The sequence below is a fragment of the Aeromonas oralensis genome (assembly GCF_049665575.1).
GTDB lineage: Bacteria > Pseudomonadota > Gammaproteobacteria > Enterobacterales > Aeromonadaceae > Aeromonas > Aeromonas hydrophila.
Genome location: NZ_CP187186.1, coordinates 1,093,777 through 1,114,638, shown reverse-complemented (window position 1 = coordinate 1,114,638; position 20,862 = coordinate 1,093,777). Strand labels below are relative to the sequence as shown.

Annotated in this window: 17 protein-coding genes; 4 read left to right on the top strand and 13 right to left on the bottom strand. The window is 58.6% G+C overall.

Going from position 1 to position 20,862, the window contains the following annotated elements; translation table 11 throughout:
* Positions 1–43: 43 nt before the first annotated feature.
* The 9 genes from bamA to rpsB form a co-directional block, all read right to left on the bottom strand.
* Positions 44–2,467 (bottom strand): outer membrane protein assembly factor BamA, encoded by a 2,424-nt coding sequence (gene bamA, locus ACPDZI_RS05485; RefSeq protein WP_039212963.1) that lies wholly within the window; start codon positions 2,465–2,467, stop codon positions 44–46.
* A gap of 34 nt (positions 2,468–2,501) precedes the next feature.
* The gene (gene rseP / locus ACPDZI_RS05480; RefSeq protein ID WP_438834156.1) at positions 2,502–3,854 is read right to left on the bottom strand and encodes a sigma E protease regulator RseP; all 1,353 of its coding nucleotides are present in this window, start codon (positions 3,852–3,854) and stop codon (positions 2,502–2,504) included.
* An 82-nt stretch (positions 3,855–3,936) separates the two neighbouring features.
* Entirely contained in the window at positions 3,937–5,130 is a 1,194-nt protein-coding gene (gene ispC, locus ACPDZI_RS05475) for a 1-deoxy-D-xylulose-5-phosphate reductoisomerase (RefSeq protein WP_438834155.1), read from the bottom strand.
* A 63-nt stretch (positions 5,131–5,193) separates the two neighbouring features.
* Positions 5,194–6,051, bottom strand: a complete 858-nt coding sequence (locus tag ACPDZI_RS05470) for a phosphatidate cytidylyltransferase (protein ID WP_005303453.1) — start codon at positions 6,049–6,051, stop codon at positions 5,194–5,196.
* Positions 6,052–6,077: 26 nt separating this feature from the next.
* Positions 6,078–6,854, bottom strand: a complete 777-nt coding sequence (gene uppS, locus ACPDZI_RS05465; protein ID WP_438834154.1) for a polyprenyl diphosphate synthase — start codon at positions 6,852–6,854, stop codon at positions 6,078–6,080.
* A 72-nt stretch (positions 6,855–6,926) separates the two neighbouring features.
* Complete coding sequence (gene frr, locus ACPDZI_RS05460; RefSeq protein WP_011705096.1) at positions 6,927–7,484, bottom strand: ribosome recycling factor; 558 nt, start codon at positions 7,482–7,484, stop codon at positions 6,927–6,929.
* Between the two features lie 94 nt (positions 7,485–7,578).
* Complete coding sequence (gene pyrH / locus ACPDZI_RS05455) at positions 7,579–8,313, bottom strand: UMP kinase (RefSeq protein ID WP_011705095.1); 735 nt, start codon at positions 8,311–8,313, stop codon at positions 7,579–7,581.
* Between the two features lie 71 nt (positions 8,314–8,384).
* Entirely contained in the window at positions 8,385–9,266 is an 882-nt protein-coding gene (tsf, locus tag ACPDZI_RS05450; protein WP_016349867.1) for a translation elongation factor Ts, read from the bottom strand.
* 104 nt (positions 9,267–9,370) lie between these two features.
* Positions 9,371–10,099, bottom strand: a complete 729-nt coding sequence (gene rpsB, locus ACPDZI_RS05445) for a 30S ribosomal protein S2 (RefSeq protein ID WP_005303470.1) — start codon at positions 10,097–10,099, stop codon at positions 9,371–9,373.
* A gap of 359 nt (positions 10,100–10,458) precedes the next feature.
* Here rpsB and map point away from each other — a divergent pair, with 359 nt between their 5' ends.
* The 4 genes from map (at position 10,459) to ACPDZI_RS05425 (ending at position 15,504) form a co-directional block, all read left to right on the top strand.
* The gene (gene map, locus ACPDZI_RS05440; RefSeq protein ID WP_438834153.1) at positions 10,459–11,247 is read left to right on the top strand and encodes a type I methionyl aminopeptidase; all 789 of its coding nucleotides are present in this window, start codon (positions 10,459–10,461) and stop codon (positions 11,245–11,247) included.
* A 97-nt stretch (positions 11,248–11,344) separates the two neighbouring features.
* Complete coding sequence (glnD, locus tag ACPDZI_RS05435) at positions 11,345–13,999, top strand: bifunctional uridylyltransferase/uridylyl-removing protein GlnD (protein ID WP_168754599.1); 2,655 nt, start codon at positions 11,345–11,347, stop codon at positions 13,997–13,999.
* 166 nt (positions 14,000–14,165) lie between these two features.
* Positions 14,166–14,993 carry a 2,3,4,5-tetrahydropyridine-2,6-dicarboxylate N-succinyltransferase gene (dapD, locus tag ACPDZI_RS05430; protein ID WP_005303473.1) on the top strand — a complete coding sequence of 276 codons (828 nt, stop codon included), beginning with the start codon at positions 14,166–14,168 and terminating at the stop codon, positions 14,991–14,993.
* 127 nt (positions 14,994–15,120) lie between these two features.
* On the top strand, positions 15,121–15,504 hold the full coding sequence (locus tag ACPDZI_RS05425; RefSeq protein ID WP_011705091.1) for a DUF3461 family protein: 384 nt from the start codon (positions 15,121–15,123) through the stop codon (positions 15,502–15,504).
* A gap of 182 nt (positions 15,505–15,686) precedes the next feature.
* Here ACPDZI_RS05425 and ptsG read toward each other — a convergent pair whose 3' ends face one another.
* The 4 genes from ptsG to ACPDZI_RS05405 all read right to left on the bottom strand — a co-directional run bounded on the left by ptsG (position 15,687) and on the right by ACPDZI_RS05405 (position 20,845).
* A complete protein-coding gene (ptsG, locus tag ACPDZI_RS05420) occupies positions 15,687–17,117 on the bottom strand; it encodes a PTS glucose transporter subunit IIBC (protein ID WP_016349865.1) in 1,431 nt (476 codons plus the stop codon).
* 432 nt (positions 17,118–17,549) lie between these two features.
* Complete coding sequence (locus ACPDZI_RS05415) at positions 17,550–18,419, bottom strand: MalM family protein (RefSeq protein ID WP_438834152.1); 870 nt, start codon at positions 18,417–18,419, stop codon at positions 17,550–17,552.
* A 182-nt stretch (positions 18,420–18,601) separates the two neighbouring features.
* On the bottom strand, positions 18,602–19,876 hold the full coding sequence (locus tag ACPDZI_RS05410; protein WP_039212957.1) for a maltoporin: 1,275 nt from the start codon (positions 19,874–19,876) through the stop codon (positions 18,602–18,604).
* A gap of 528 nt (positions 19,877–20,404) precedes the next feature.
* Positions 20,405–20,845, bottom strand: coding sequence for a flavodoxin (locus ACPDZI_RS05405; protein ID WP_438834151.1), 441 nt, complete (start codon positions 20,843–20,845; stop codon positions 20,405–20,407).
* Between the last annotated feature and the right edge of the window lie 17 nt (positions 20,846–20,862).

The window sequence follows — 20,862 nt, the reverse complement described above, 5'->3', positions numbered from 1 at the left end:
ATCATTGAATACCCCCACCGCTGGGTGGGGGCAGAGTCCGTCCTTAGAAGGTACGGCCGATGTTGAATGAGAAGAACTCGGTCCGGTCGCCCTCGTACTGCTTGAGCGGACGGGCAATCGCGAACACCAGCGGGCCCATCGGGGAGAGCCACTGCAGCGACAGACCGGCCGAGGCGCGGTAGTTGGTCGGATCCGAATAGTCGGCCAGATAGTTGCAGCCGCTGAAGCAACGGTTGCGGTACTGGTCATAGTCGAAGGTGGTATCCCACACGGAACCGGCATCGATGAAGAAGCTGGTCCGCAGTTGCGGCTGATAGGTCTCGGACGCAAACGGCGTCGGCACTATCATCTCGAGGGAGGCGACCGCCAGGGCGTTGCCGCCCACCGAGCTGTCGGTGCCCTGGATGACGTCGTTGCCGCTCAGGTTGTAGTAGTAGAGCGCCTTCGGACCCACGGTATTGCTCTTGAAGCCGCGCAGGGTATCGAAACCACCGGCGAAGTAGTTCTCGAAGAACGGCAATACGTGGTCATAGCTGCCGTTGCTGCCGTAGCCGTTGCCGTAGGAGGCACGCGCCTTGGCCATCAGCACCCACTTGTGATCCGCATCGAACGGGAAGTAGTGCGCGTCTTCGGCGTTGAGCTTGAAGTACTGCAGATCCATGCCCGGCACGGTCACCTTGGCGTTGACCCGCTGACGGTCACCGGCGGTGGGGAACTGGCCCTTGTTGAGGGTGGAACGGGTCCAGCCGGCGGTGACGTCGACGGTGTTGAACACCATGCGGTTGTCGCCATCCTTGTTCTCGCTGTACACCTTCCAGAACTCATCCACCTGCAGATAGGGGTTGGGCTGGGACAGTTTGTTGTTTTCGACCCCGAGGCTGAAGTCGAGACGGTTGTTCTCGTTGACCGGGAAACCACTGGAGAGGCGGAAGCCGATGGTGGTGTTCTCGTAGTCCACGATGTTGGCGTCGGCCGCACTGAACTGGTTGTAGTAGAGACGACCGCCGAGGCTGACCCCGTCCACGGTGAAGTAGGGATCGTTGTAGCTGAGGTCGACGCTCTTGGAGTACTTGTTGGTACTGGCGGAGATACCGATCTTCTTGCCGGTCCCCATGAAGTTGTCCTGCTGCAGGCCCGCCTGCAGACTCAGGCCAGATTCAGTACCGTAGCCCACACCGGCGTTGATGGAACCGGCCGGCTGCTCCTTGACCTTGAAGTCCAGATCGACCTGGTCATCGCTGCCCGGCACCCGCTTGGTGTCCACTTCGGCGGTTTCGAAGAAGCCGAGACGGTTGAGACGGGTCTTGGACTGCTCGACGCTGTCGGAAGAGAGCCAGGTGCCCTCCATCTGACGCATCTCGCGGCGCAGTACTTCGTCCTTGGTGGTGACGTTGCCGGTGAAGTTGATGTTGCGCACATAGACGCGGGGGCCCGGCTCGATGTTGACGATGAGCTCCACTTCCTTGGTCTTATCGTTGACCTGCGGGAAGGTGACCACTTTCGGGTAGGCGTAGCCGTAGCGACCGAGGAACTTGGAGAGCACCTCTTCGGTGTGAGTCACCTGGCTCGCGGAGTAGATGCTGCCGGTCTCGATGGGGATGAGCCCCTTCATCTCGCCGCCGCGATCGATCAGATCGCCCTTGAGCTGGATGCCGGACACCTTGTACTGATCCCCTTCCTTGACGTTGAGGGTGACGTAGACCCCCTTCTTGTCCGGGGTCATGGAGACCTGGGTCGACTCCTGGGTAAAGCGGATGTAGCCGCGGTCCATGTAGTAGGAGCGCAGGGTTTCGATGTCGCCGGCCAGCTTCTGCTTCTGGTAGCGCTGGTCACCGGTGAAGTTCCACCAGGGCACGTCGTCCTTGAGGGAGAGCTGGGCCAGCAGCTTCTCTTCCGGGAACACGTTGTTGCCGACGATGTTGATCTGCTGGATCTTGGCCGCTTCCCCTTCCACGAAGGTGAACTTGAGGTCGACCCGGTTGCGCGGCAGCGGGGTAACGATGGCCTTGACCTTGGCGGAGTACTTGCCCACGCCGTAGTAGAAATCTTCCAGCCCCTTCTCAAGGGAGCTCAGCACGGTGCGATCCAGCGGATCACCCACCCGGATGCCGGAGGACTCCAGGCTCTGGGTCAGCTGCTCTTCCTTGATATCCTTGTTGCCGGAGAACTCGATGCTGGAGATGGTCGGCCGCTCTTTGACCGCCACTTGCAGCACCTGGCCGTCGCGGTAGACCTTGACGTCCTCGAAGTTGCCGGAGGCATAGAGCTTCTTGATGGCGTTGGCCAGCGTCACGGAATCGACGGAATCGCCCACCCGGATCGGCAGGTTCAGCAGGGCAGCCCCCAGGGTCACCCGCTGCAGACCTTCAACCTGAATATCTTGCACCACAAAAGAGGCAGGGGCCGCCTGGGCCAGGAAACTGGCACCCAGCAGGCAACTCAACACCAATGCTTTTTTAACAGCCATTTTGTTCTTATGTGTCCTTGTTGATGCTCTGGCCTCAGAGGCGAGCGAAATCATTAAACAGCGCAATACCCATCAGTAACATCAGAATGGCGGCGCCAATCCGGAAACCCACTTCCTGAATTTTTTCTGATACCGGTTTGCCGGTGACCACCTCGATGAGGAAGTAGACCAGATGGCCACCGTCCAGCACCGGCAGGGGGAACAGGTTGATGATCCCCAGGTTGACGCTGATCAGCGCCAGAAAGCCGAGAAAGTAGACCAGACCGTAGTCGGCACTGCTGCCCGCGCCCTTGGCAATGGAGATGGGGCCGCTCAAATTGTCCAGCGAGACGATGCCACCGATCAGCTTGCCGATCATGTCGAAGGTCAGGGTGGTCAGGCTCCAGGTCTTCTGGGCGCCCTGCCACAGGGCTTGCAAAGGCCCATACTGTAACAGAATCCGATACTCATCCGGTAATGGAACCAGTTGCGGCGACAGGCCGACAAAACCGACCAGCTGGCCCCGCACCTTCTTGGCATCCGGCGTCAGGGTCAGGGTCAGCTCGCTGCCCGCCCGCTCGACGGTCACCTCAAGCGGCTGCTGGGGCGACTGTTGCACCTGGTGGACAAACTGGGCCCACTCGGTGATCTCCTGCTCCCCTACCCGCTTGATGCGATCGCCCGCCTGAACGCCGGCCTTCTCGCTGGCGCTCGCGGCCACCACCGCATCGACCACCGGCAGCACCTTGCCACCGAGCGGCACTATGCCCAGGCTGCCGATGGGAGACTCCTTGTCGGGGTCAAACTTCCAGCCGGCCAGCTGCAGGGTCTTGTCCACCGCATAGCTGGTGTTGGCCGCCTTGAGCTTGAGCTGGACCGAGTCATCGCCAAGGTGGCTGATGAGGGCATAGGTCACGCTCTCCCAGTCACCGGTCTCCTCGCCGCCGACGCCGACGATCTCCATGCCGGGCTCCACCCCGGCCGCCGCCACGATGGAGGCGGGACGCACCTCGCCCACCACGGGTTTGACGGCGGGCACGCCGATCATGAACATCAGCCAGAGGGCGAACAGGGCAAACACGAAGTTGGCCATGGGGCCGGCAGCGACGATGGCCATCCGCGCCCAGACGCTCTTGTGATTGAAGGCGTATTGCTCGTCACCGGGCTTGAGCTCGTCCACCCGGCCGTCCAGCATCTTGACGTAACCGCCGAGGGGGATCAGGGCCAGCACGTACTCGGTGCCATCCTTGCCGAGCCGACGCCAGATGGCCTTGCCGAAACCGATGGAGAAACGTTCCACCTTGACACCGCAGCGACGGGCCACCCAGAAGTGGCCGAATTCATGTACCGCAACCAGCAGCCCGAGGGCGACGATAAAGGCACCGATGTTCCACAACACACCGCCCATCAGTCCATCACCTCGCTTTCATGCATGGTCCTGTTTCCGACAATCAGGGTGAAGGCAGCACAATGCCACGAAACAGCTCTCATCAGCTAAGCTCCTCAATCAAATTGTGAGCACGGGCACGGGCCGCCCCATCCAGCGCAATCAAATCGTCCAGCGAACCGGCCGCCGTACCGCCCAGGGCGAGCATGGTGGCCTCATTGACTCTGGCAATATCCATAAAACCGATCCGCTCTGCAAGGAAAGCCGCCACGGCCTCCTCGTTGGCGGCATTGAGGGCCGTGGTTGCGGCCTGCCCCTGCTGACAGGCATGCATGGCAAGCTGCAGGCAGGGATAGCGCTCATAGTCGGGACGGATAAAGCTGAACTCTCCGACACTGAAGAAATCCAAAGGTTCCACACCGGACTCGATTCGAGCCGGATAGGCCAGCGCGTGGGCGATGGGGGTGCACATATCCGGATTGCCGAGCTGGGCCAGCACGGAGCCGTCCTTGTACTGCACCATGGAGTGAATCACCGACTGGGGATGGATCACCACCTGGATCTGCTCGGGCGCCGCGTTGAACAGCCAGCGCGCCTCGATATACTCCAGCCCCTTGTTGATCATGGTGGCGGAGTCGACCGAGATCTTGGCCCCCATGGACCAGTTGGGATGGGCGATGGCCTGAGCCGGGGTGACGCGGGCCAGTTCAGCGATGTCGGTATAACGGAACGGGCCGCCGGAGCCGGTCAGCAGGATCTTGCTGATGCCCGCTCCCGCCAGGTCACAAAAGCCCGGCTGGCGCTGGATGGCCTCGGGCAGGCACTGGAAAATGGCGTTGTGTTCGCTGTCGATGGGCAGCAGCTCGGCCCCGTGCTCGCGCACCGCCTCCATAAAGAAGGCGCCGGACATCACCAGGGCCTCCTTGTTGGCCAGCAGGATGCGCTTGCCGGCACGCACGGCAGCCATGGTGGGCGCAAGCCCGGCAGCGCCGACGATGGCGGCCATCACGCTGTGGGCATCGGGGTGAGCAGCCACGTCGCACAGGGCGGCCGGGCCAGCCATGACATGAGTCGCGCTGCCGTGGGTCTTGAGTTGAGCGGCCAGCTCGCTGGCGGCGGCCTCGTCCACCATGACGGCGAAGCGGGGAGAGAATTCGAGGCAGTCGCGCAGCATGGCCTCCACGCTGCGGGCCGCGGTCAGCGCCAGCACCTGCCAGCGCCCCGGATTGTGCCGCAGTACCTTGAGCGTACTCTGACCGATGGAGCCGGAGGCTCCCAGAATCACCAGGTTATGCATCAAAACTCCCGCTGTATGACGAATGGATGGCGCCCGCTGCAGGCTGACGCATCAGGCTGAGCATCAAAACTCCTGGCTGAGCAGCAGATAGCTGAGCAGGAACACCGGCAGCGCGGCGGTCAGGCTGTCGATCCGATCGAGGATGCCACCGTGGCCAGGCAACAGGGTGCCTGAATCCTTGATGCCGGCTTCGCGCTTGAACATGCTCTCGGTGAGATCGCCCAGCACAGAGGCCAGCACCGCCAGCAAGGAGCAGAACAGCACGATGGCCATCTTGGCGGGCACGAAGCCCATGAACCAGGTTACCCCGACCGCCAGCAGGCTGGCGGTAAACAGGCCGCCACACATGCCTTCGATGGTTTTGCCGGGGCTCACGGCCGGCGCCAGCTTGTGTTTACCGAACGCCTTGCCGAAAAAATACGCGCCAGAATCTGCCGCCCAGACCAGTCCCATCACGAACAGCAGGATCCAGGCCCCCATCATGGGGTCGTGATAGAAGTTGTAACCACGGATGGCCACCAGGGACCAGAAGAAGGGGACCAGGGTCACCAGGCCGAACAGGGACTTGAGCCAGATGGACTCCTTCCACAGCTTGGCGCTCTGGGGATAGCGCAACACCAGCAGCAGCCCCAGCAGCCACCAGCTGACGGCGGTCCAGAGCACGCCCATCACAAGCGGATGCAGATGAGGAGTCCACAGCTGCTCCACCGGCAGCCAGAACAGGCTGGCCCCGAGCAGCAGGCAGTACACCAGCGGCAGCCACTGCTGCGGCTTGGCAGAGACGAAGCCGCTCCACTCGCGGCTGGCCAACAGAAATACCAGGGATGCCAACAGGGCAAAGAATTTCAACGGCAGAAAAAACAGCGCCCCCAACACCAGGGGAACCAATAGCAATGCGGTAATAATTCGTTGTTTTAGCAAAAGAAGCCTCTCTCTTGGGAGGGGGGTTAGCCGGTCTGTTGCTCGGCGATCAATTCCCGGATCTGTTCACCCGTGCAGCCAAAACGACGCTCACGGGTCACGAAGGAGGCAACGGCCTCGCTGAACTCGGCCTCGTTGAAATCAGGCCACAGCACCGGGGTAAAATAGAGCTCGGCATAGGCGAGCTGCCATAACACAAAATTGCTGATGCGATGATCGCCCCCGGTGCGGATCAGCAGATCCACCGGCGGCAGGTCGGCCATGCATACCTCGCGGCCAAGCATGGCTTCATCTATCTGGTCGGCAGCCAGTTCCCCGCTCGCCACGGCACGGGCCAGCTTGCGGGCCGCCTGGGCGATGTCCCACTGACCACCATAATTGGCGGCGATATTGAGGGTCAGCCCCTGATTGTTGGCGGTCAGCGCCTCCGCCTTGGCAATCTTGGCCTGCAGACGTTCGCTGAAACGGGCGGTATCGCCGATCACCTTGAGCCGGATGCCGTTGCTGTGCAGCTTCTGCACCTCACGGCCCAGCACCGTCATGAACAGCTCCATCAAGGCGCTGACCTCCCCTTCCGGGCGACGCCAGTTCTCGCTGGAAAACGCAAACAGGGTAAGCGCGTCTATCTTGGCCCGCGCAGCAAAGGTTACCGCCTCGCGAACAGACTTCACGCCTGCCTTGTGGCCATAGACCCGCATCTTGCCACGGTTCTGGGCCCAGCGTCCGTTGCCGTCCATGATGATGGCGACGTGACGAGGCAAGGACGAATTGGCGCAATCACCTACGGCTGCCAAAAGCGACATTCATTTCTCCCACAAAGACAAAAGCGCCGTGCAGGGGCACTACACGGCGCTCGTAATATACCTGTCAGAGGCTTAGATTTCCATTAGCTCCTTTTCCTTCAGAGCCAGTGCTTCGTCTACCAGCTTGATGAAGGAATCGGTCAGCTTCTGGATCTCTTCCTGAGCACGACGGTCGTCGTCTTCGGAGATCTCTTTGTCTTTGAGCAGCGCTTTGAGGTCGGCGTTGGCATCGCGACGGATATTGCGCACGGCAACCCGGGCGCCTTCCGCTTCGGCACGCACGATCTTGGTCAGATCGCGACGACGCTCTTCGGTCAGCGGCGGCAGCGGCACACGCAGGGTCTGGCCGTTGCTGGACGGGTTGAGGCCCAGATCGGAGGTCAGGATGGCCTTTTCCACCGCCTGGATCATGGAGCGGTCAAAGATGGAGATGGAGAGGGTGCGGGCATCTTCAGCCACCACGTTGGCCAACTGTTTCAGAGGAGTGGCCGCACCGTAATACTCCACCTGGATACCGTCGAGCAGGCTCGGGTGAGCACGGCCGGTACGGATCTTGGACATCTGGGTCTTGAGCGACTCTACGCTCTTGGCCATGCGGTCCTTGGCGTCGTTTTTAATCTCGTTGATCACAGTGGTTTTCCTTTTGGCGAACGAGCCGTCAACCGGCCCGTATCTATCTTATTGGCTGGCGTCATGGACAAACGAGCCGAAGCTCACGCTTGTCTCACTTGCTGACGTGATGGATCAGGGTACCTTCCGGCTCGCCCATGATCACCCGACGCAGCGCACCCGGCTTGTTCATGTTGAACACCCGGATCGGCAGATCGTGGTCGCGGGCCAGAGTAAAAGCAGCAAGATCCATTACTTTGAGTTCTTTTTCAAGAACTTCATCATAACTCAGTTCATGACACAGCACGGCATCCGGGTTCTTGACCGGATCGTCGGTGAACACGCCATCGACCTTGGTGGCCTTGAGCACGACGTCAGCTTCGATCTCGATCCCGCGCAGACAGGCCGCAGAATCGGTAGTGAAGAAGGGGTTGCCGGTACCGGCGGAGAAGATCACCACCTTGCCGGCACGCAGCTGGCTAATGGCTTCGGCCCAGACATAGGAGTCACAGATGCCTTGCAGGGAGATGGCAGACATCAGACGGGCATTCACATAAGCACGATGCAGGGCATCACGCATGGCCAGACCGTTCATCACGGTAGCCAGCATACCCATGTGGTCGCCCACCACGCGGTTCATGCCCGCCTTGGCAAGACCGGCACCACGGAACAGGTTGCCGCCACCGATGACCAGACCGACCTGAACACCCAGCTCAACCAGTTCTTTGATCTCTTGGGCCATCCGATCCAGCACCGCCGGATCAATGCCAAAACCCTCGGATCCTTGCAGGGCTTCACCACTCAACTTCAGAAGAACACGTCTGTATGCAGGCTTGGGATTGGTACTCATGTCACAGATTCCTGGTCATATAAAGACCGCGACATAAGTCGCGGTCTGGGGAAACGGAAAAACCGGTTCGATTAGGCCTTTTGAGCGGCCGCGATTTGGGCTGCAACTTCCGCAGCGAAATCGGTCTCTTGCTTCTCGATGCCTTCGCCCACTTCGAAACGGGTGAAGGAAACAACGTCAGCGCCTTCTTTCTTCAGCAGCTCGGCAACGGTCATGGAAGGATCTTTCACGAACGGTTGACCAGTCAGGGAAACCTCACCGGTGAACTTCTTCATGCGGCCTTCAACCATTTTCTCGGCGATCTCTTTCGGCTTGCCAGAGTTGATGGCGATGTCGATCTGGATTTCGCGCTCTTTGGCAACGACTTCGGCAGACACATCTTCCGGCTTGACGAATTGCGGGCTGTTGGCAGCAACGTGCATGGCCAGATCTTTGGCCAGCTCGTCGGAACCACCGGCCAGCTTGGTGATAACACCGATGCGGGAGCCGTGAACGTAGGTGCCCAGGTTGTCACCTTCAACCAGCATCACGCGACGCAGGTTCATGTTCTCACCGATCTTGGCGATCAGGTTGGTGATGGTCAGCTCAACGGACTCGCCGTTGCCGAAGTCGGCGGCTTTCAGCGCGTCAACGTCAGCGATCTTCTGGGTAGCGGCGATTTCAACGATTTTCTGACCCATGGCCAGGAAGCCGGCATCCTTGGAAACGAAGTCAGTCTCGCAGTTCAGCTCGATCATGACGGCAACGTTGCCTTCGGTACGGGCGAAGATCACACCTTCAGCGGCGATACGGCCAGCTTTCTTGGCGGCTTTGGCCTGACCGGATTTGCGCATGTTTTCGATAGCCAGTTCGATATCACCGTTGGCTTCTTCCAGTGCTTTTTTGCAATCCATCATGCCAGCGGCGGTGCGCTCGCGCAGTTCTTTTACCAGGGCGGCAGAAATGTTTGCCATGTCCAGTATCCTCGGTCTTGAATTGACAAGAAACAGGGGCCACAAGGGCCCCTGCTAACCAATTACATCAGCTTGGTTAATAAGGGCTTTGCAGTCCTTATCAATTACTCAGCTTCAACGAAGCCATCTTGTTCGGCTTGAACAACGATGTCCTGAGCGCGAGCTTCCAGTACGGTGTCAGCAGCAGCATTCAGGTACAGCTGAACGGCACGGATAGCGTCGTCGTTACCCGGGATGACATAGTCAACGCCGTCCGGGTTGGAGTTGGTATCAACGATGGAAACTACCGGGATACCCAGGTTGTTGGCTTCTTTGATAGCGATGTGCTCGTGGTCGGCATCGACAACGAACAGAACGTCAGGCAGGCCGCCCATGTTCTTGATACCACCCAGGCTCTTCTCCAGCTTTTCCATTTCGCGAGTACGCATCAGCGCCTCTTTCTTGGTCAGCTTGTCGAAGGTACCGTCTTGGCTCTGGGTTTCCAGATCTTTCAGGCGCTTGATGGACTGACGAACGGTTTTCCAGTTGGTCAGCATGCCGCCCAGCCAGCGGTGGTTAACATAGAACTGGTCGCAACGCTCAGCGGCTTCTTTTACGGCTTCAGACGCGGCACGCTTGGTACCTACGAACAGTACCTTGCCCTTCTTGGCAGCTACGGAGCTGATGAAGTTCATGGCATCGTCAAACATCGGAACGGTTTTTTCCAGGTTGATGATGTGAACCTTGCTGCGGGCACCGAAGATGTAGGATTTCATTTTCGGGTTCCAGTAACGAGTCTGGTGACCGAAGTGAACGCCGGCTTGCAGCATGTCGCGCATAGAAACTTTAGCCATTTTATACCTCTATTGGGGTTAGGCCTCCACACATCCCATATAACCGACCCGTTAAGGCACCCCGGCATATGTGTCGATGTGTGTGTGTTGTTTAAGTAAGGGTGATGGCATGAGGACACAAGTTCCTCATTCCGGCGCGCTTTATACCATAACTTTGGTCAGGACACCACCAGCCGAACCGCTAAAAATGGATCCCTGGGCAGCATGCTGAAGCGCCGATTTGACGCTGTGATGACAATCACACTGGAAGTAAACGGGGGTTGGGGATAAAATTTTGGCCTGATTGCAAACGCATCTATTTTTCATTACCTGATTGCCGGACATCGATAGATGCGCGGTCAGGTCCCAAGAGAGATCCCATGTCCATTAAAATCAAGACACCGGAAGAGATTGAAAAGATGCGCGTTGCCGGCCAACTGGCCGCCGATGTGCTGGTCATGATCACCCCCCACGTCAAGGCGGGCGTCACCACCGATGAACTGAACACCCTCTGCCACAACTACATCGTCGACGTGCAGCAGGCCATCCCTGCGCCGCTCAACTACCACGGCTTCCCCAAGTCCATCTGCACCTCGGTGAACGATGTGATCTGCCACGGCATCCCGAACCACAAGAAACTGCGGGAAGGGGACATCATCAACCTGGACATCACCGTCATCAAGGATGGCTACCACGGCGATACCTCGGCCATGTTCATCGTGGGTGAGACCACCCCGCTGCGCCGTCAGCTGTGCAAGGTCGCCCAGGAGAGCCTCTACGCCGCCATCAAGCAGGTGCGTCCGGGCATGTGCATCACCGAGATCGGTGCCGTGATCCAGCCCATCGTCGAGAAGGCCGGTTTCTCCGTGGTGCGCGACTACTGCGGCCACGGCATCGGGGCCGAGTTCCATGAAGAGCCGCAGATCCTGCACTACCGCAACGGCGGCAAGCAGGAGCTCAAGCCGGGCATGTGCTTCACCATCGAACCCATGGTCAACAGCAAGAAGTACCACTGCAAGGTCAATCCGAAGGATGGCTGGACCGTGACCACCAAGGATGGCGGCGACTCCGCCCAGTGGGAACACACCCTGCTGGTGACCGAGGATGGCTGCGAGGTGCTGACGCTGCGCCCGGATGACACTATCGACCGTCTCATCAAACACGGTTAACATCAAACCCCGGCCTCCCGCCGGGGTTTTGTTTTTATCAGCCGCGAACCTGTGCGAGAACAGCGCACATGCGTGCGACAGTAGAGTGTGAGACGCCATGGATGCCAGCCTGCTTTCCCCCCACCTGTTACCCGACGCTCAGCTCACCCGCGAGAACTGCAAGGAGTACCTAAGCCGTTTTCTCGGCTGGCTGCATGCCCGCTTCGATGCCGGTGACAACATCATCGAACTGGTGGCCACCCGCTCCGAATACATGGACGAGCTGCTGACCCGGTTGTGGCAAAAGTTCGGCTTCGACAAGACGGAACTCACCCTGATCGCGGTGGGTGGCTATGGCCGTGGCGAACTGCACCCCCACTCCGACATCGACCTGCTGATCCTCTATGAAGGGGACGAACTGGACGAGGTGCTGGGGCTGCGCATCGGCGAATTCATTACCCTGCTGTGGGATCTCAAGCTGGAGGTGGGTCAGGCGGTGCGCAACGTGGCCGAGTGCCTCGAGCAGGGACGCGGCGACATCACAGTCGCCACCAACCTTATCGAGGCGCGCTACATCACCGGCCGCGAGGCGGGCTTCCAGCAGCTCAAGGAGGCCACCGGCCCCCAGCACTTCTGGCCGAGCGAGCAGTTCTTCAAGGCCAAACGCGAAGAGCAGGCCCAGCGCCACCAGCAGTTTCTCGGCACCGCTTACAAGCTGGAGCCGGATCTCAAGAGCAATCCCGGCGGTCTGCGCGACATCCAGACCCTCGCCTGGGTCGCTCGCCGCCACTTCGGCGCCACCACCCTGTTCGAGATGACTAGCCACGGCTTTCTCAACCGGGCCGAGTATCGCGAGCTGCTCGATTGCCAGAACTTTTTGTGGAAGGTGCGCTTCGCCCTGCACATGGCCATCAACAAGGGCGACAACCGGCTGCTGTTCGATCGCCAGCGTACCGTGGCCCAGATGCTGGGCTTCGAGGGGGAAGGCAATGCCCCGGTCGAGCAGATGATGAAGCGCTTCTACCAGACGGTGCGGCGGGTCTCCGAGCTCAACGAGATGCTGCTGCAGCTGTTTGACGAGGCGATCCTCGGCAACACCGCCATGGACGTGCGCCGTCTCTCCGACGAGTTCCAGCTGCGCGGCCGCCTCATCGATGCGGTGGATTCCGAACTGTTCGGCCGCGAGCCCGCCGCCATCCTGCGCCTCTTCTACCAGATAGCCCAGCATCCGGAGATTGCCGGCATCCACTCCGCCACCCTGCGCCAGCTACGCGAGGCGCGCCGCAAGCTCAACTGCTGGCTACAGGACTTGCCCGACTGCCGCCGCCTGTTCATGGCGCTGCTGCGCCACCCCAACGGCATCGGTCAGCCGCTCACCCTGATGCACAAGTACGGCATCCTGGCGGCCTACCTGCCGCAGTGGAACCTCATCGTCGGCCAGATGCAGTTCGACATGTTCCACGCCTACACTGTGGATGAGCACACCCACCGGCTGCTCAAGAACATCCATCAGTTTCCCAACCCGGCCAGCCGTCAGACCCATCCGCTCTGCCACGAGGTGTTCACCCGGCTGCGCAAACCCGAGCTGCTCAGCATCGCCGCCCTGTTCCACGACATCGCCAAGGGGCGGCGTGGCGACCACTCAGAGCTCGGCGCCGTCGATGCGCTGGAATTCTGCCAGCTGCACGGTCTGGATCGCTACGAGAGCCGGCTGGTCGCCTGGCTGGTGCGCCATCACCTGCTGATGTCGGTCACCGCCCAGCGCCGCGACATCTATGACCCTGAAGTGGTCACCGATTTTGCCCAGAAGGTGCGCGACGAGCAGCACCTCGACCTGCTGTATTGCCTGACCGTGGCCGATATCTGCGCCACCAACGACACCCTCTGGAACGACTGGAAAGGCACCCTGCTGCGCGAGCTCTACTTCGCCACCCAGAAAGCGCTGCGCCAGGGGCTGGAAAACCCGCCCGACATGCGCCTCAAGATCCGCGAAAACCAGCGCCAGGCCAAGCAGATCCTAGCTCAGCGCGACGTGCCGGAGGAGGCCATCAACCAGCTCTGGAGCGACTTCAAGGCCGACTACTTCCTGCGCCACACGCCGGAGCAGATCGCCTGGCACTGCCGCAAGATCATCGAACACGGCGACAACCCGGCGCCGCTGGTGATCATCGGCAAGCACCCGACCCGCGGCGGCAGCGAGGTGTTCATCTATTGTCGTGACACCCCGAATCTGTTTGCCACCGTGGCCTCGGCGCTGGATCAGAAAAACCTCAACATCCACGACGCCCAGATCATGAATTCGCGCAGCGACTACGTGCTCGATACCTTCGTAGTGCTCGAACCCAACGGCGAGCCCATCAGCCCCAACCGCACCGCCACCATCAAGAAGGCGCTGGAGAAGGCGCTGCAGGAGCCGGGCAAGCTGGTGCTGCGCAGCAAGCCCCTGTCACGGCGCCACCGCCAGTTCAGCGTGCCGACCCGGGTGGTCTTCCTGCCCCACAAAGGGGAGACCCGCCACACCCTGCTGGAGCTGACCGCGCTCGATACCCCAGGGCTGCTGGCCCGCATTGGCGCCGTGTTCCAGCAGTGCGGCCTGTCGCTCCATGCCGCCAAGATCACCACCATCGGCGAGCGGGTGGAGGACTTTTTCAGCCTCACTACCCTGGCCGGCGAGCCGTTGACCCAGGCCGAGCAGCAGGCGCTGGAGGAGCGGCTGGTCAACCAGCTCAACCCACAAGAGTCGGCCGATGATGAGGGCAGGCCGGGCCTGTGAAGGCTTCACAAGACGCCGAGTCTGCCCCTGATTTATCAAGCAGAACAAATGGTTGGACTACGCCAGCACAATAAATCAGCGTTCCCGTGAAGAAATCGGCCCGAGCCCTTAAAAACAATTGGAAAAGTGTGATACAACAAACGGAATTTTTTAAAGGAAACCTGTCATGACCGAGTTGCAACAGATCATCGAAGCGGCCTTCGAGCGCCGTGATTCCATCACTCCCGGCTCCGTCGATGCCGCCACCAAGGCCGCCATCCTGCAAGCCATCGACCTGCTGGACTCCGGCAAGGCTCGCGTTGCCGAGAAGATTGCCGGCGAGTGGGTGGTACACCAGTGGTTGAAGAAGGCGGTACTGCTCTACTTCCGCATCAATGACAACGGCATCATCAAGGGTGACGACGCCCAGTACTACGACAAGGTTCCCCTCAAGTTCTCCGACTACAGCGCCGAGCAGTTCAAAGCTGCCGGTGTGCGCGTGGTGCCGCCGGCCACCGCCCGCAAAGGCTCCTTCATCGCCCCCAATACCGTGCTGATGCCCTCCTACGTCAACATCGGCGCCTTCGTCGATGAAGGCACCATGGTCGACACCTGGGCCACCGTGGGCTCCTGCGCCCAGATCGGCAAGAACGTGCACCTCTCCGGCGGCGTCGGCATCGGCGGCGTACTGGAGCCGCTGCAGGCCAATCCGACCATCATCGAAGACAACTGCTTCATCGGTGCCCGTTCCGAAGTGGTGGAAGGGGTAATCGTGGAAGAGGGCTCCGTCATCTCCATGGGCGTCTTTATCGGCCAGTCCACCCGCATCTATGACCGTGAAACCGGCGAGATCCACTATGGCCGCGTCCCGGCCGGCTCGGTGGTCGTTTCCGGCTCCCTGCCCTCCAAGTGCGGCAAGTACAGCCTCTACGCCGCCGTCATCGTCAAGAAGGTGGATGCCAAGACCCGTGCCAAGGTCGGCATCAACGCCCTGCTGCGCTCCATCGACGAGTAAGCGGTTTACGTTAATTTAAAAGGGCGCCTGATGGCGCCCTTTTGATTTTGGCGCCCCTGTCACAGGCAAGCCACACCGACTCGGTTAAGATAGATTGGTCAGGATCGTTTCAAACCGAGGAAGCCCGATGTACGAGAATCTGAAGAGCCTGGGGATCCAGGAACCCACCTCAGTGGACAGCTATACCCTGCGCCAGGAAGCCAATCACGACATCCTCAAGATCTATTTCAAGAAACAGAAGGGCGAGTTCTTCGCCAAGAGCGTCAAGTTCAAGTATCCCCGCCAGCGCAAGACCATGCTGGTCGACTCGGGCACCCACGAGTACAAGGATGTCACCGAGATCAACGCCAATCTCAAGTACGTGGTGGATGAGCTCGACAACCTGACTCAGGGCGTGCACGTGCAGGCCGACCCGGACATCAAGCAGAAGATCTTGCGCGACCTGCGCCACCTGGAAAAAGTGGTGCAGAACAAGATCAGCGAAATCGAGCGGGATCTGGAAAAGCTCTAAGCCGGTCTGATGCAGCAAAGGCGCCCATGGGCGCCTTTTTCTTTGAGCTGAAGACCGATGACAACATTGATACCCCGCCGGTCGAAACATGCACCATGGCATCTGTCTGCCCCTATGACGCCCAGCAAAAAGGGAGGCTTGCGCCTCCCCTTTTCAACAACTCTGGTATTCAGGCAACAGGATTAGTTGCTCTTCATCCAGATGTCCATGTCGGTTTTCAGGTTGTCGGACTTGGTACCGAAGATGGCTTGTACGCCGGAACCTGCCACTACCACACCGGCAGCGCCCAGTTTCTTCAGACCAGCTTGGTCAACCTTGGCCACATCTTTCACACCGACCCGCAGACGGGTGATGCAGGCGTCCAGCGAAGCGATGTTCTCTTTGCCACCGAAGGCAGAGACCAGTGCGGCAGACATCTCGTCCTTGCTCTGACCAACACTCTCTTCGGCCGCTTCGTCTTCACGACCCGGGGTTTTCAGGTTCATGGCACGGATGACCACGGTGAAGACCACATAGTAGATGACGGCATAGACCAGACCCAGACCCACCAGCAGCAGCATGTGATCGGCACGCGGGGATTGCACCACGAAGTCGATGAAGCCGTTGGAGAAGGTGTGACCGTGTACCACGCCCAGGGAGTTGGTCAGCACGTAGGCCAGACCAGCCAGCACGGCGTGGATGGCGTACAGTACCGGCGCGATGAACAGGAAGGAGAATTCGATCGGCTCGGTGATACCGGTCAGGAAAGAGGTCAGGGCGGCAGAGGCCATGATACCTACGATTTTGGCGCGGTTTTCCGGCTTGGCGGAGTGCGCGATGGCAAACGCGGCGGCAGGCAGACCGAACATCTTGAACAGGTAGCCACCGGCCAGCTGACCGAAGCCGTTGCCAGCAGCGCGGGAAGCGTCGTCAGCAGTCAGGAAGCAGGTCATGATGCCGTGTACGGTTTCACCGGCAGCGTTGACACAGGTACCAGCCTGATAGAAGAAAGGTACGTTCCAGATGTGGTGCAGACCGAACGGGATCAGGGAGCGCTCAACCACGCCGTAGATACCGAAAGCCAGTACCGGGTTCTGGTTGGCAGCCCAGTCGGAGAAGGCACCGATGGCAGCGCCCACCGGCGGCCAAATGACGGACAGGATCACGCCCAGGCCGATGGAGACGAAGCCGGTGATGATGGGCACGGCGCGTTTGCCGGCGAAGAAGCCCAGATACTCGGGCAACTGGATCTTGTAGAAGCGGTTGAACGCCCATGCGGCCACGCCACCGGCGAGGATACCGCCCAGGACGCCGGTTTCGATGGTCTCAACGCCCATCACGGGTGCCATGACCTTCAGGGTGGCGACCATGATGCCGTAGCCGACGATGGCTGACAGACCGGATACGCCGTCGTTATTGGTAAAGCCGAGGGCCACACCCACTGCGAACAGCAGGGCCATCTGACCAAATACGGAACCACCGGCCTGCTCCATCAATTGGGAGACAATTTCCGGCAACCAGCTGAAGTGGGCAGCACCCACCCCCAGCAAAATACCTGCAACGGGCAAGACCGATACTGGCAGCATCAGCGCCTTACCGACCTTTTGCAGATTAGAGAAAGCATTTTTTAACATGTGTGCGCTCCTGAATGGAATGTCTTACCGTAGACGCTTCAGTCCAATTTATAGACGATCATCAACATCATCTCTCATCGGCATGAATTCGACGCGGGTTTGTTTATTTTGACCAGCTGAATATAACCCAGCAGATCGCAAATATCTTCCATCAGGGGTAAGCGAATAAAAAATTTGGAGGGGAGATCACAAGATAATTTCGGCGGGAATTTTCAGCTAATTACAGATATATTTTGGCATCTTCATGCTAAGCCATAAATATGAAAAGTGCTGTTTCGCATTGTATTTTAGCCAATCAAAACAATACCTAACGAAACGCATTGTAACTTAATGTAACCATTTGCTGTTTTTTCTATTTTAGTCTACCGATTAAAAAGGCCTCCAACAAGGGAGGCCTCAAATAAATATTATATTTTAATGACCGGGCAATATTCAGCCTTTTTGGGAACGCTTGACCGCATCAATAAAGACCGATTTCGCCTTGGTCGAACCGGCCCGCTCCGCCTCGCTGACCAGTTGCATCGCCTTGTCGATATCACCGGTTTTCACCGCTTTTTCGATCTGGGATTGATAGAAGGCCTCGGTTTCGCTCAGCATAGGGGCACTACTCTTGACTACGCCGGCGGTCGCCAGGGGCACGACAAGCTTGTTTGGTGCCGTGTTGACTACCGGGGTGTTGGCATCAATCACATCCTGATAGACAGGCTTGTAATAGTTGCTCTCGGTTTTGACGCCACTCAAGTCCTCCACAGAGAGGCTGACCACGCCCCAGGGAGAGTGCGGAATGACGGGGTCTTTCTCACCATAATCAACTACCCCCAGCGACTTGGTCATCAGCTTGGAAGGGCTCAAAATGGTGGTCGTTTTGTCCAGACCGCCCTGGTCTGTGTAGATCACCATGTAACTTTCGTTATTGGGGTTGCCAACATAGGAGCGATCCACGGTAAACACGGCCTCCATGCGATCCCCCTGCAGCATGCGTGCAGGTTCATACTTGAACACGTCGCTGCCCAACTTGCGGGTCACATTGAATTTGGAGTCCAGCATCAAAACGGTCGGGTTGAACAGCGATTTGTCGATCAACCCATCAACCGTGATACGCAGGTCGCCGGAGTTGACCGGCAAGCGAAAGGCGGCGAAGTGGCTTTTCCCTTCACTGAAACTGAAAACGGGGGAGCTGCCATCAATGGGGATAAGCTTGGTTGCGCCCGGTTGTATGTCCTGGAACGGCAGACTGGAGACATCACGGCAGCAACTGTTAGTAGTGCCCAATTGGCTCATCGCAACGTCGCGATTTCCCATGATGGACTTGAACTCCTGAGTCGGCGCTACCGTCGTTTCCAACGTGGCGCAACCACCCAGCACAACAGAACAGAATACAGTCAAGGCTAATCTGGAATATCTCATCGCGTGACCCTAAGAAACGTGTTGTAAAAAAAGAGCCCCCGTCATGCGGGGGCACTTGCAGTCATGACGTTAACAGATTACCACCAAGCTTCAGCTTGAACACCGAAGTTCCAAGAGTCGTCCTGCTTCACGCCATTGGCATCCGGGCGGAACTGGCCGTCAGAATCCAGGTAGGAAGCGTAGACGCGGATCTCCGGACGGGCCCAGAAGCTGGAACCGGCGGACCAGGCCTGAGCCAGGGTGTATTTCTTACCAATAGTGCTGGTTTCGGTACCATTGTTCGGCTTGTAACTATCATGGTGATAGCCAAGCTCGGCGATGGTCTTCATGGTGTCATTCCACTTGTACATCGGGCGAACGACAACGGAGAAGGTGTCCTTGTCAGCGCTGTCATTGTCGATGTCACTGGCAGTACCGTAAACCAGCTGGTGACCAAACTCGACCTTGTCGCCAACCGGCAGTACGCCCCAGTTGATGAAGCGCCAACCATCACCCTTGGCGGCAGATTGGCTCAGACCATTACCAGAGCCACTACCGTAATCAACTGCTTGAGAGGCATAGCCGTCTGCAAAATACTGAACTACGGTCTTGTTGAAGCCGCCCAGCATGGATTGGGTAAGCTCGGCGGTCAGCATATGACCATTTTTCTCGTAATCCTTGCTGCCCAGAGCAGCTTTCTGCTCATCAGTCAGGTTGCCACGAGCGTAGTCATAGCCCAGCTCCAGGGAGCCGTCTTTCCACAGCGGGATACCAGCATAACGCAGGTCAAGTACGTCGGTATCTACACGTTTGTCGACACCCACACCACCTACAAACTGATCGTAATCTTCCCACGGGTCGTTACGCAGCCATGCAAAGGAGAGCTTGCCCGGACCAGCCTGGATGTTTTCTACACCAGCACCGGCACCAGACACATCCCAGTAGTAGAAGTCAGAGATGTGGATGTCGTGACGTTGGTAGTAACGCTTACCAGCCCACAGGGTGGCTTCCGGTGCGAAACCCAGCACGCCCTTGGCTTGCACGTTGAATTGGCGCAGCGCAAAGTCGGCATCGCTGCCGCTGGTGCTCTCCCAGTCACGACCTTGCTGACCGGAAACCATTGCAAACATGGAGTCTACGTAGAAGGACTTGCCATCCTTGTTGTAAGCCTCTTGACCCAGCTGCACTTCGCCGTATGTCTCGGCTTCGTTGCCCAGACGACCGACTTTCTGTTTGCTGTAAGTTTGCAGGCTGCCGTTATCGGAAGTACCGACACCGGAACGCATGTAGCCGTGGAAATCAACGGCGAAGGCGGCTTGGGAAGCCAGGGCTGCGGTTACTGCTGCAGCGATCGGGAGCCACTTTGCTTTCATTTTCATTTTCCTTATTCCCGCTGAGAGGAGTGTGATCCTGAATATCCAAGTTCTTATCACCATAAAAACGTTTAGGTGATAACCGAGGCCGATTATAGGTAGCCAATTTCGGTACAAACATGAGCTGATTCACAAAATGGCGACAAATCGCCCAGCATGGGCCGTGGAGGGTTTTGTGCAATGATAATCAACCTAACCATGCAATAACTCACCACTTATGCATACTTAAAAGCGAAAAGATCCACCATGAAACCGCTACCAACCATTAATTCGCTTCGATGAATAAGTTATAAATATTCAAATTGATGACAAAAACATGACTGAAATCGCTTTCAATGGGGAACTTTTAAATTTGAGGCATGTCAGCTGCCCCCGAAATAAATCGCAGAGCAAAGAGGAGATGGCGTAGAAAATAATCGGATAAATATCGGGCAAATATGGTCAGTTGAGACTGCTGATTACCGTAAAATAAACATCCCCGCCAGACGGGCTGAGCGGGGATGAATAAAGGATAAAAACGGGCGATCGCTACAGTTTATTTAGCCAGCCATTGAGCCAGGCCAGCGCCACCTTTTCCGGCTCATCGTCGACGGTGGCATCTATCTCCAGCCGGGACAGCAGAGGACTGGCACCGAGCTCCTGCAACAGCGCATCGAGGTGACGACCGGCACCGCAAAAGTGCTCGTAGCTGCTGTCTCCCATGGCGACCAGTGCATAACGCCACCCTTTCATGTAAGGGGCCCGGTCAGCCAGGGCGGTGGCCAGTGGCTGCAGATTGGGCGGAATATCGCCCTGCCCCGTGGTAGCCGTGATGACCAGCAAGAATCGACTCGAATCCAGATCTGCCAGCTCGGCTTCCTCGAACACCTGGCAGCCGTGCCCCGCCTGCTCCAGCTGCGCAGCCAGCGTCTCGGCCACCAGCATGGCCGCGCCGTATACCGTTCCCACCACTATGTCTATCTGCGCCATCACGGACCCCTTTGACC

Excerpts from the sequence above, each read along its gene's own strand:
- ACPDZI_RS05425 (WP_011705091.1), top strand. The coding sequence starts at position 15,121 with ATGTACGAGAATCTGAAGAGCCTGGGGATCCAGGAACCCACCTCAGTG.
- uppS (WP_438834154.1), bottom strand. The coding sequence starts at position 6,854 with ATGTCGCTTTTGGCAGCCGTAGGTGATTGCGCCAATTCGTCCTTGCCT.
- ispC (WP_438834155.1), bottom strand. The coding sequence starts at position 5,130 with ATGCATAACCTGGTGATTCTGGGAGCCTCCGGCTCCATCGGTCAGAGT.
- pyrH (WP_011705095.1), bottom strand. The coding sequence starts at position 8,313 with ATGAGTACCAATCCCAAGCCTGCATACAGACGTGTTCTTCTGAAGTTG.
- ptsG (WP_016349865.1), bottom strand. The coding sequence starts at position 17,117 with ATGTTAAAAAATGCTTTCTCTAATCTGCAAAAGGTCGGTAAGGCGCTG.
- rpsB (WP_005303470.1), bottom strand. The coding sequence starts at position 10,099 with ATGGCTAAAGTTTCTATGCGCGACATGCTGCAAGCCGGCGTTCACTTC.
- ACPDZI_RS05415 (WP_438834152.1), bottom strand. The coding sequence starts at position 18,419 with ATGGGAAATCGCGACGTTGCGATGAGCCAATTGGGCACTACTAACAGT.
- dapD (WP_005303473.1), top strand. The coding sequence starts at position 14,166 with ATGACCGAGTTGCAACAGATCATCGAAGCGGCCTTCGAGCGCCGTGAT.
- tsf (WP_016349867.1), bottom strand. The coding sequence starts at position 9,266 with ATGGCAAACATTTCTGCCGCCCTGGTAAAAGAACTGCGCGAGCGCACC.
- bamA (WP_039212963.1), bottom strand. The coding sequence starts at position 2,467 with ATGGCTGTTAAAAAAGCATTGGTGTTGAGTTGCCTGCTGGGTGCCAGT.
- map (WP_438834153.1), top strand. The coding sequence starts at position 10,459 with ATGTCCATTAAAATCAAGACACCGGAAGAGATTGAAAAGATGCGCGTT.
- glnD (WP_168754599.1), top strand. The coding sequence starts at position 11,345 with ATGGATGCCAGCCTGCTTTCCCCCCACCTGTTACCCGACGCTCAGCTC.
- ACPDZI_RS05410 (WP_039212957.1), bottom strand. The coding sequence starts at position 19,876 with ATGAAAGCAAAGTGGCTCCCGATCGCTGCAGCAGTAACCGCAGCCCTG.
- ACPDZI_RS05405 (WP_438834151.1), bottom strand. The coding sequence starts at position 20,845 with ATGGCGCAGATAGACATAGTGGTGGGAACGGTATACGGCGCGGCCATG.
- rseP (WP_438834156.1), bottom strand. The coding sequence starts at position 3,854 with ATGGGCGGTGTGTTGTGGAACATCGGTGCCTTTATCGTCGCCCTCGGG.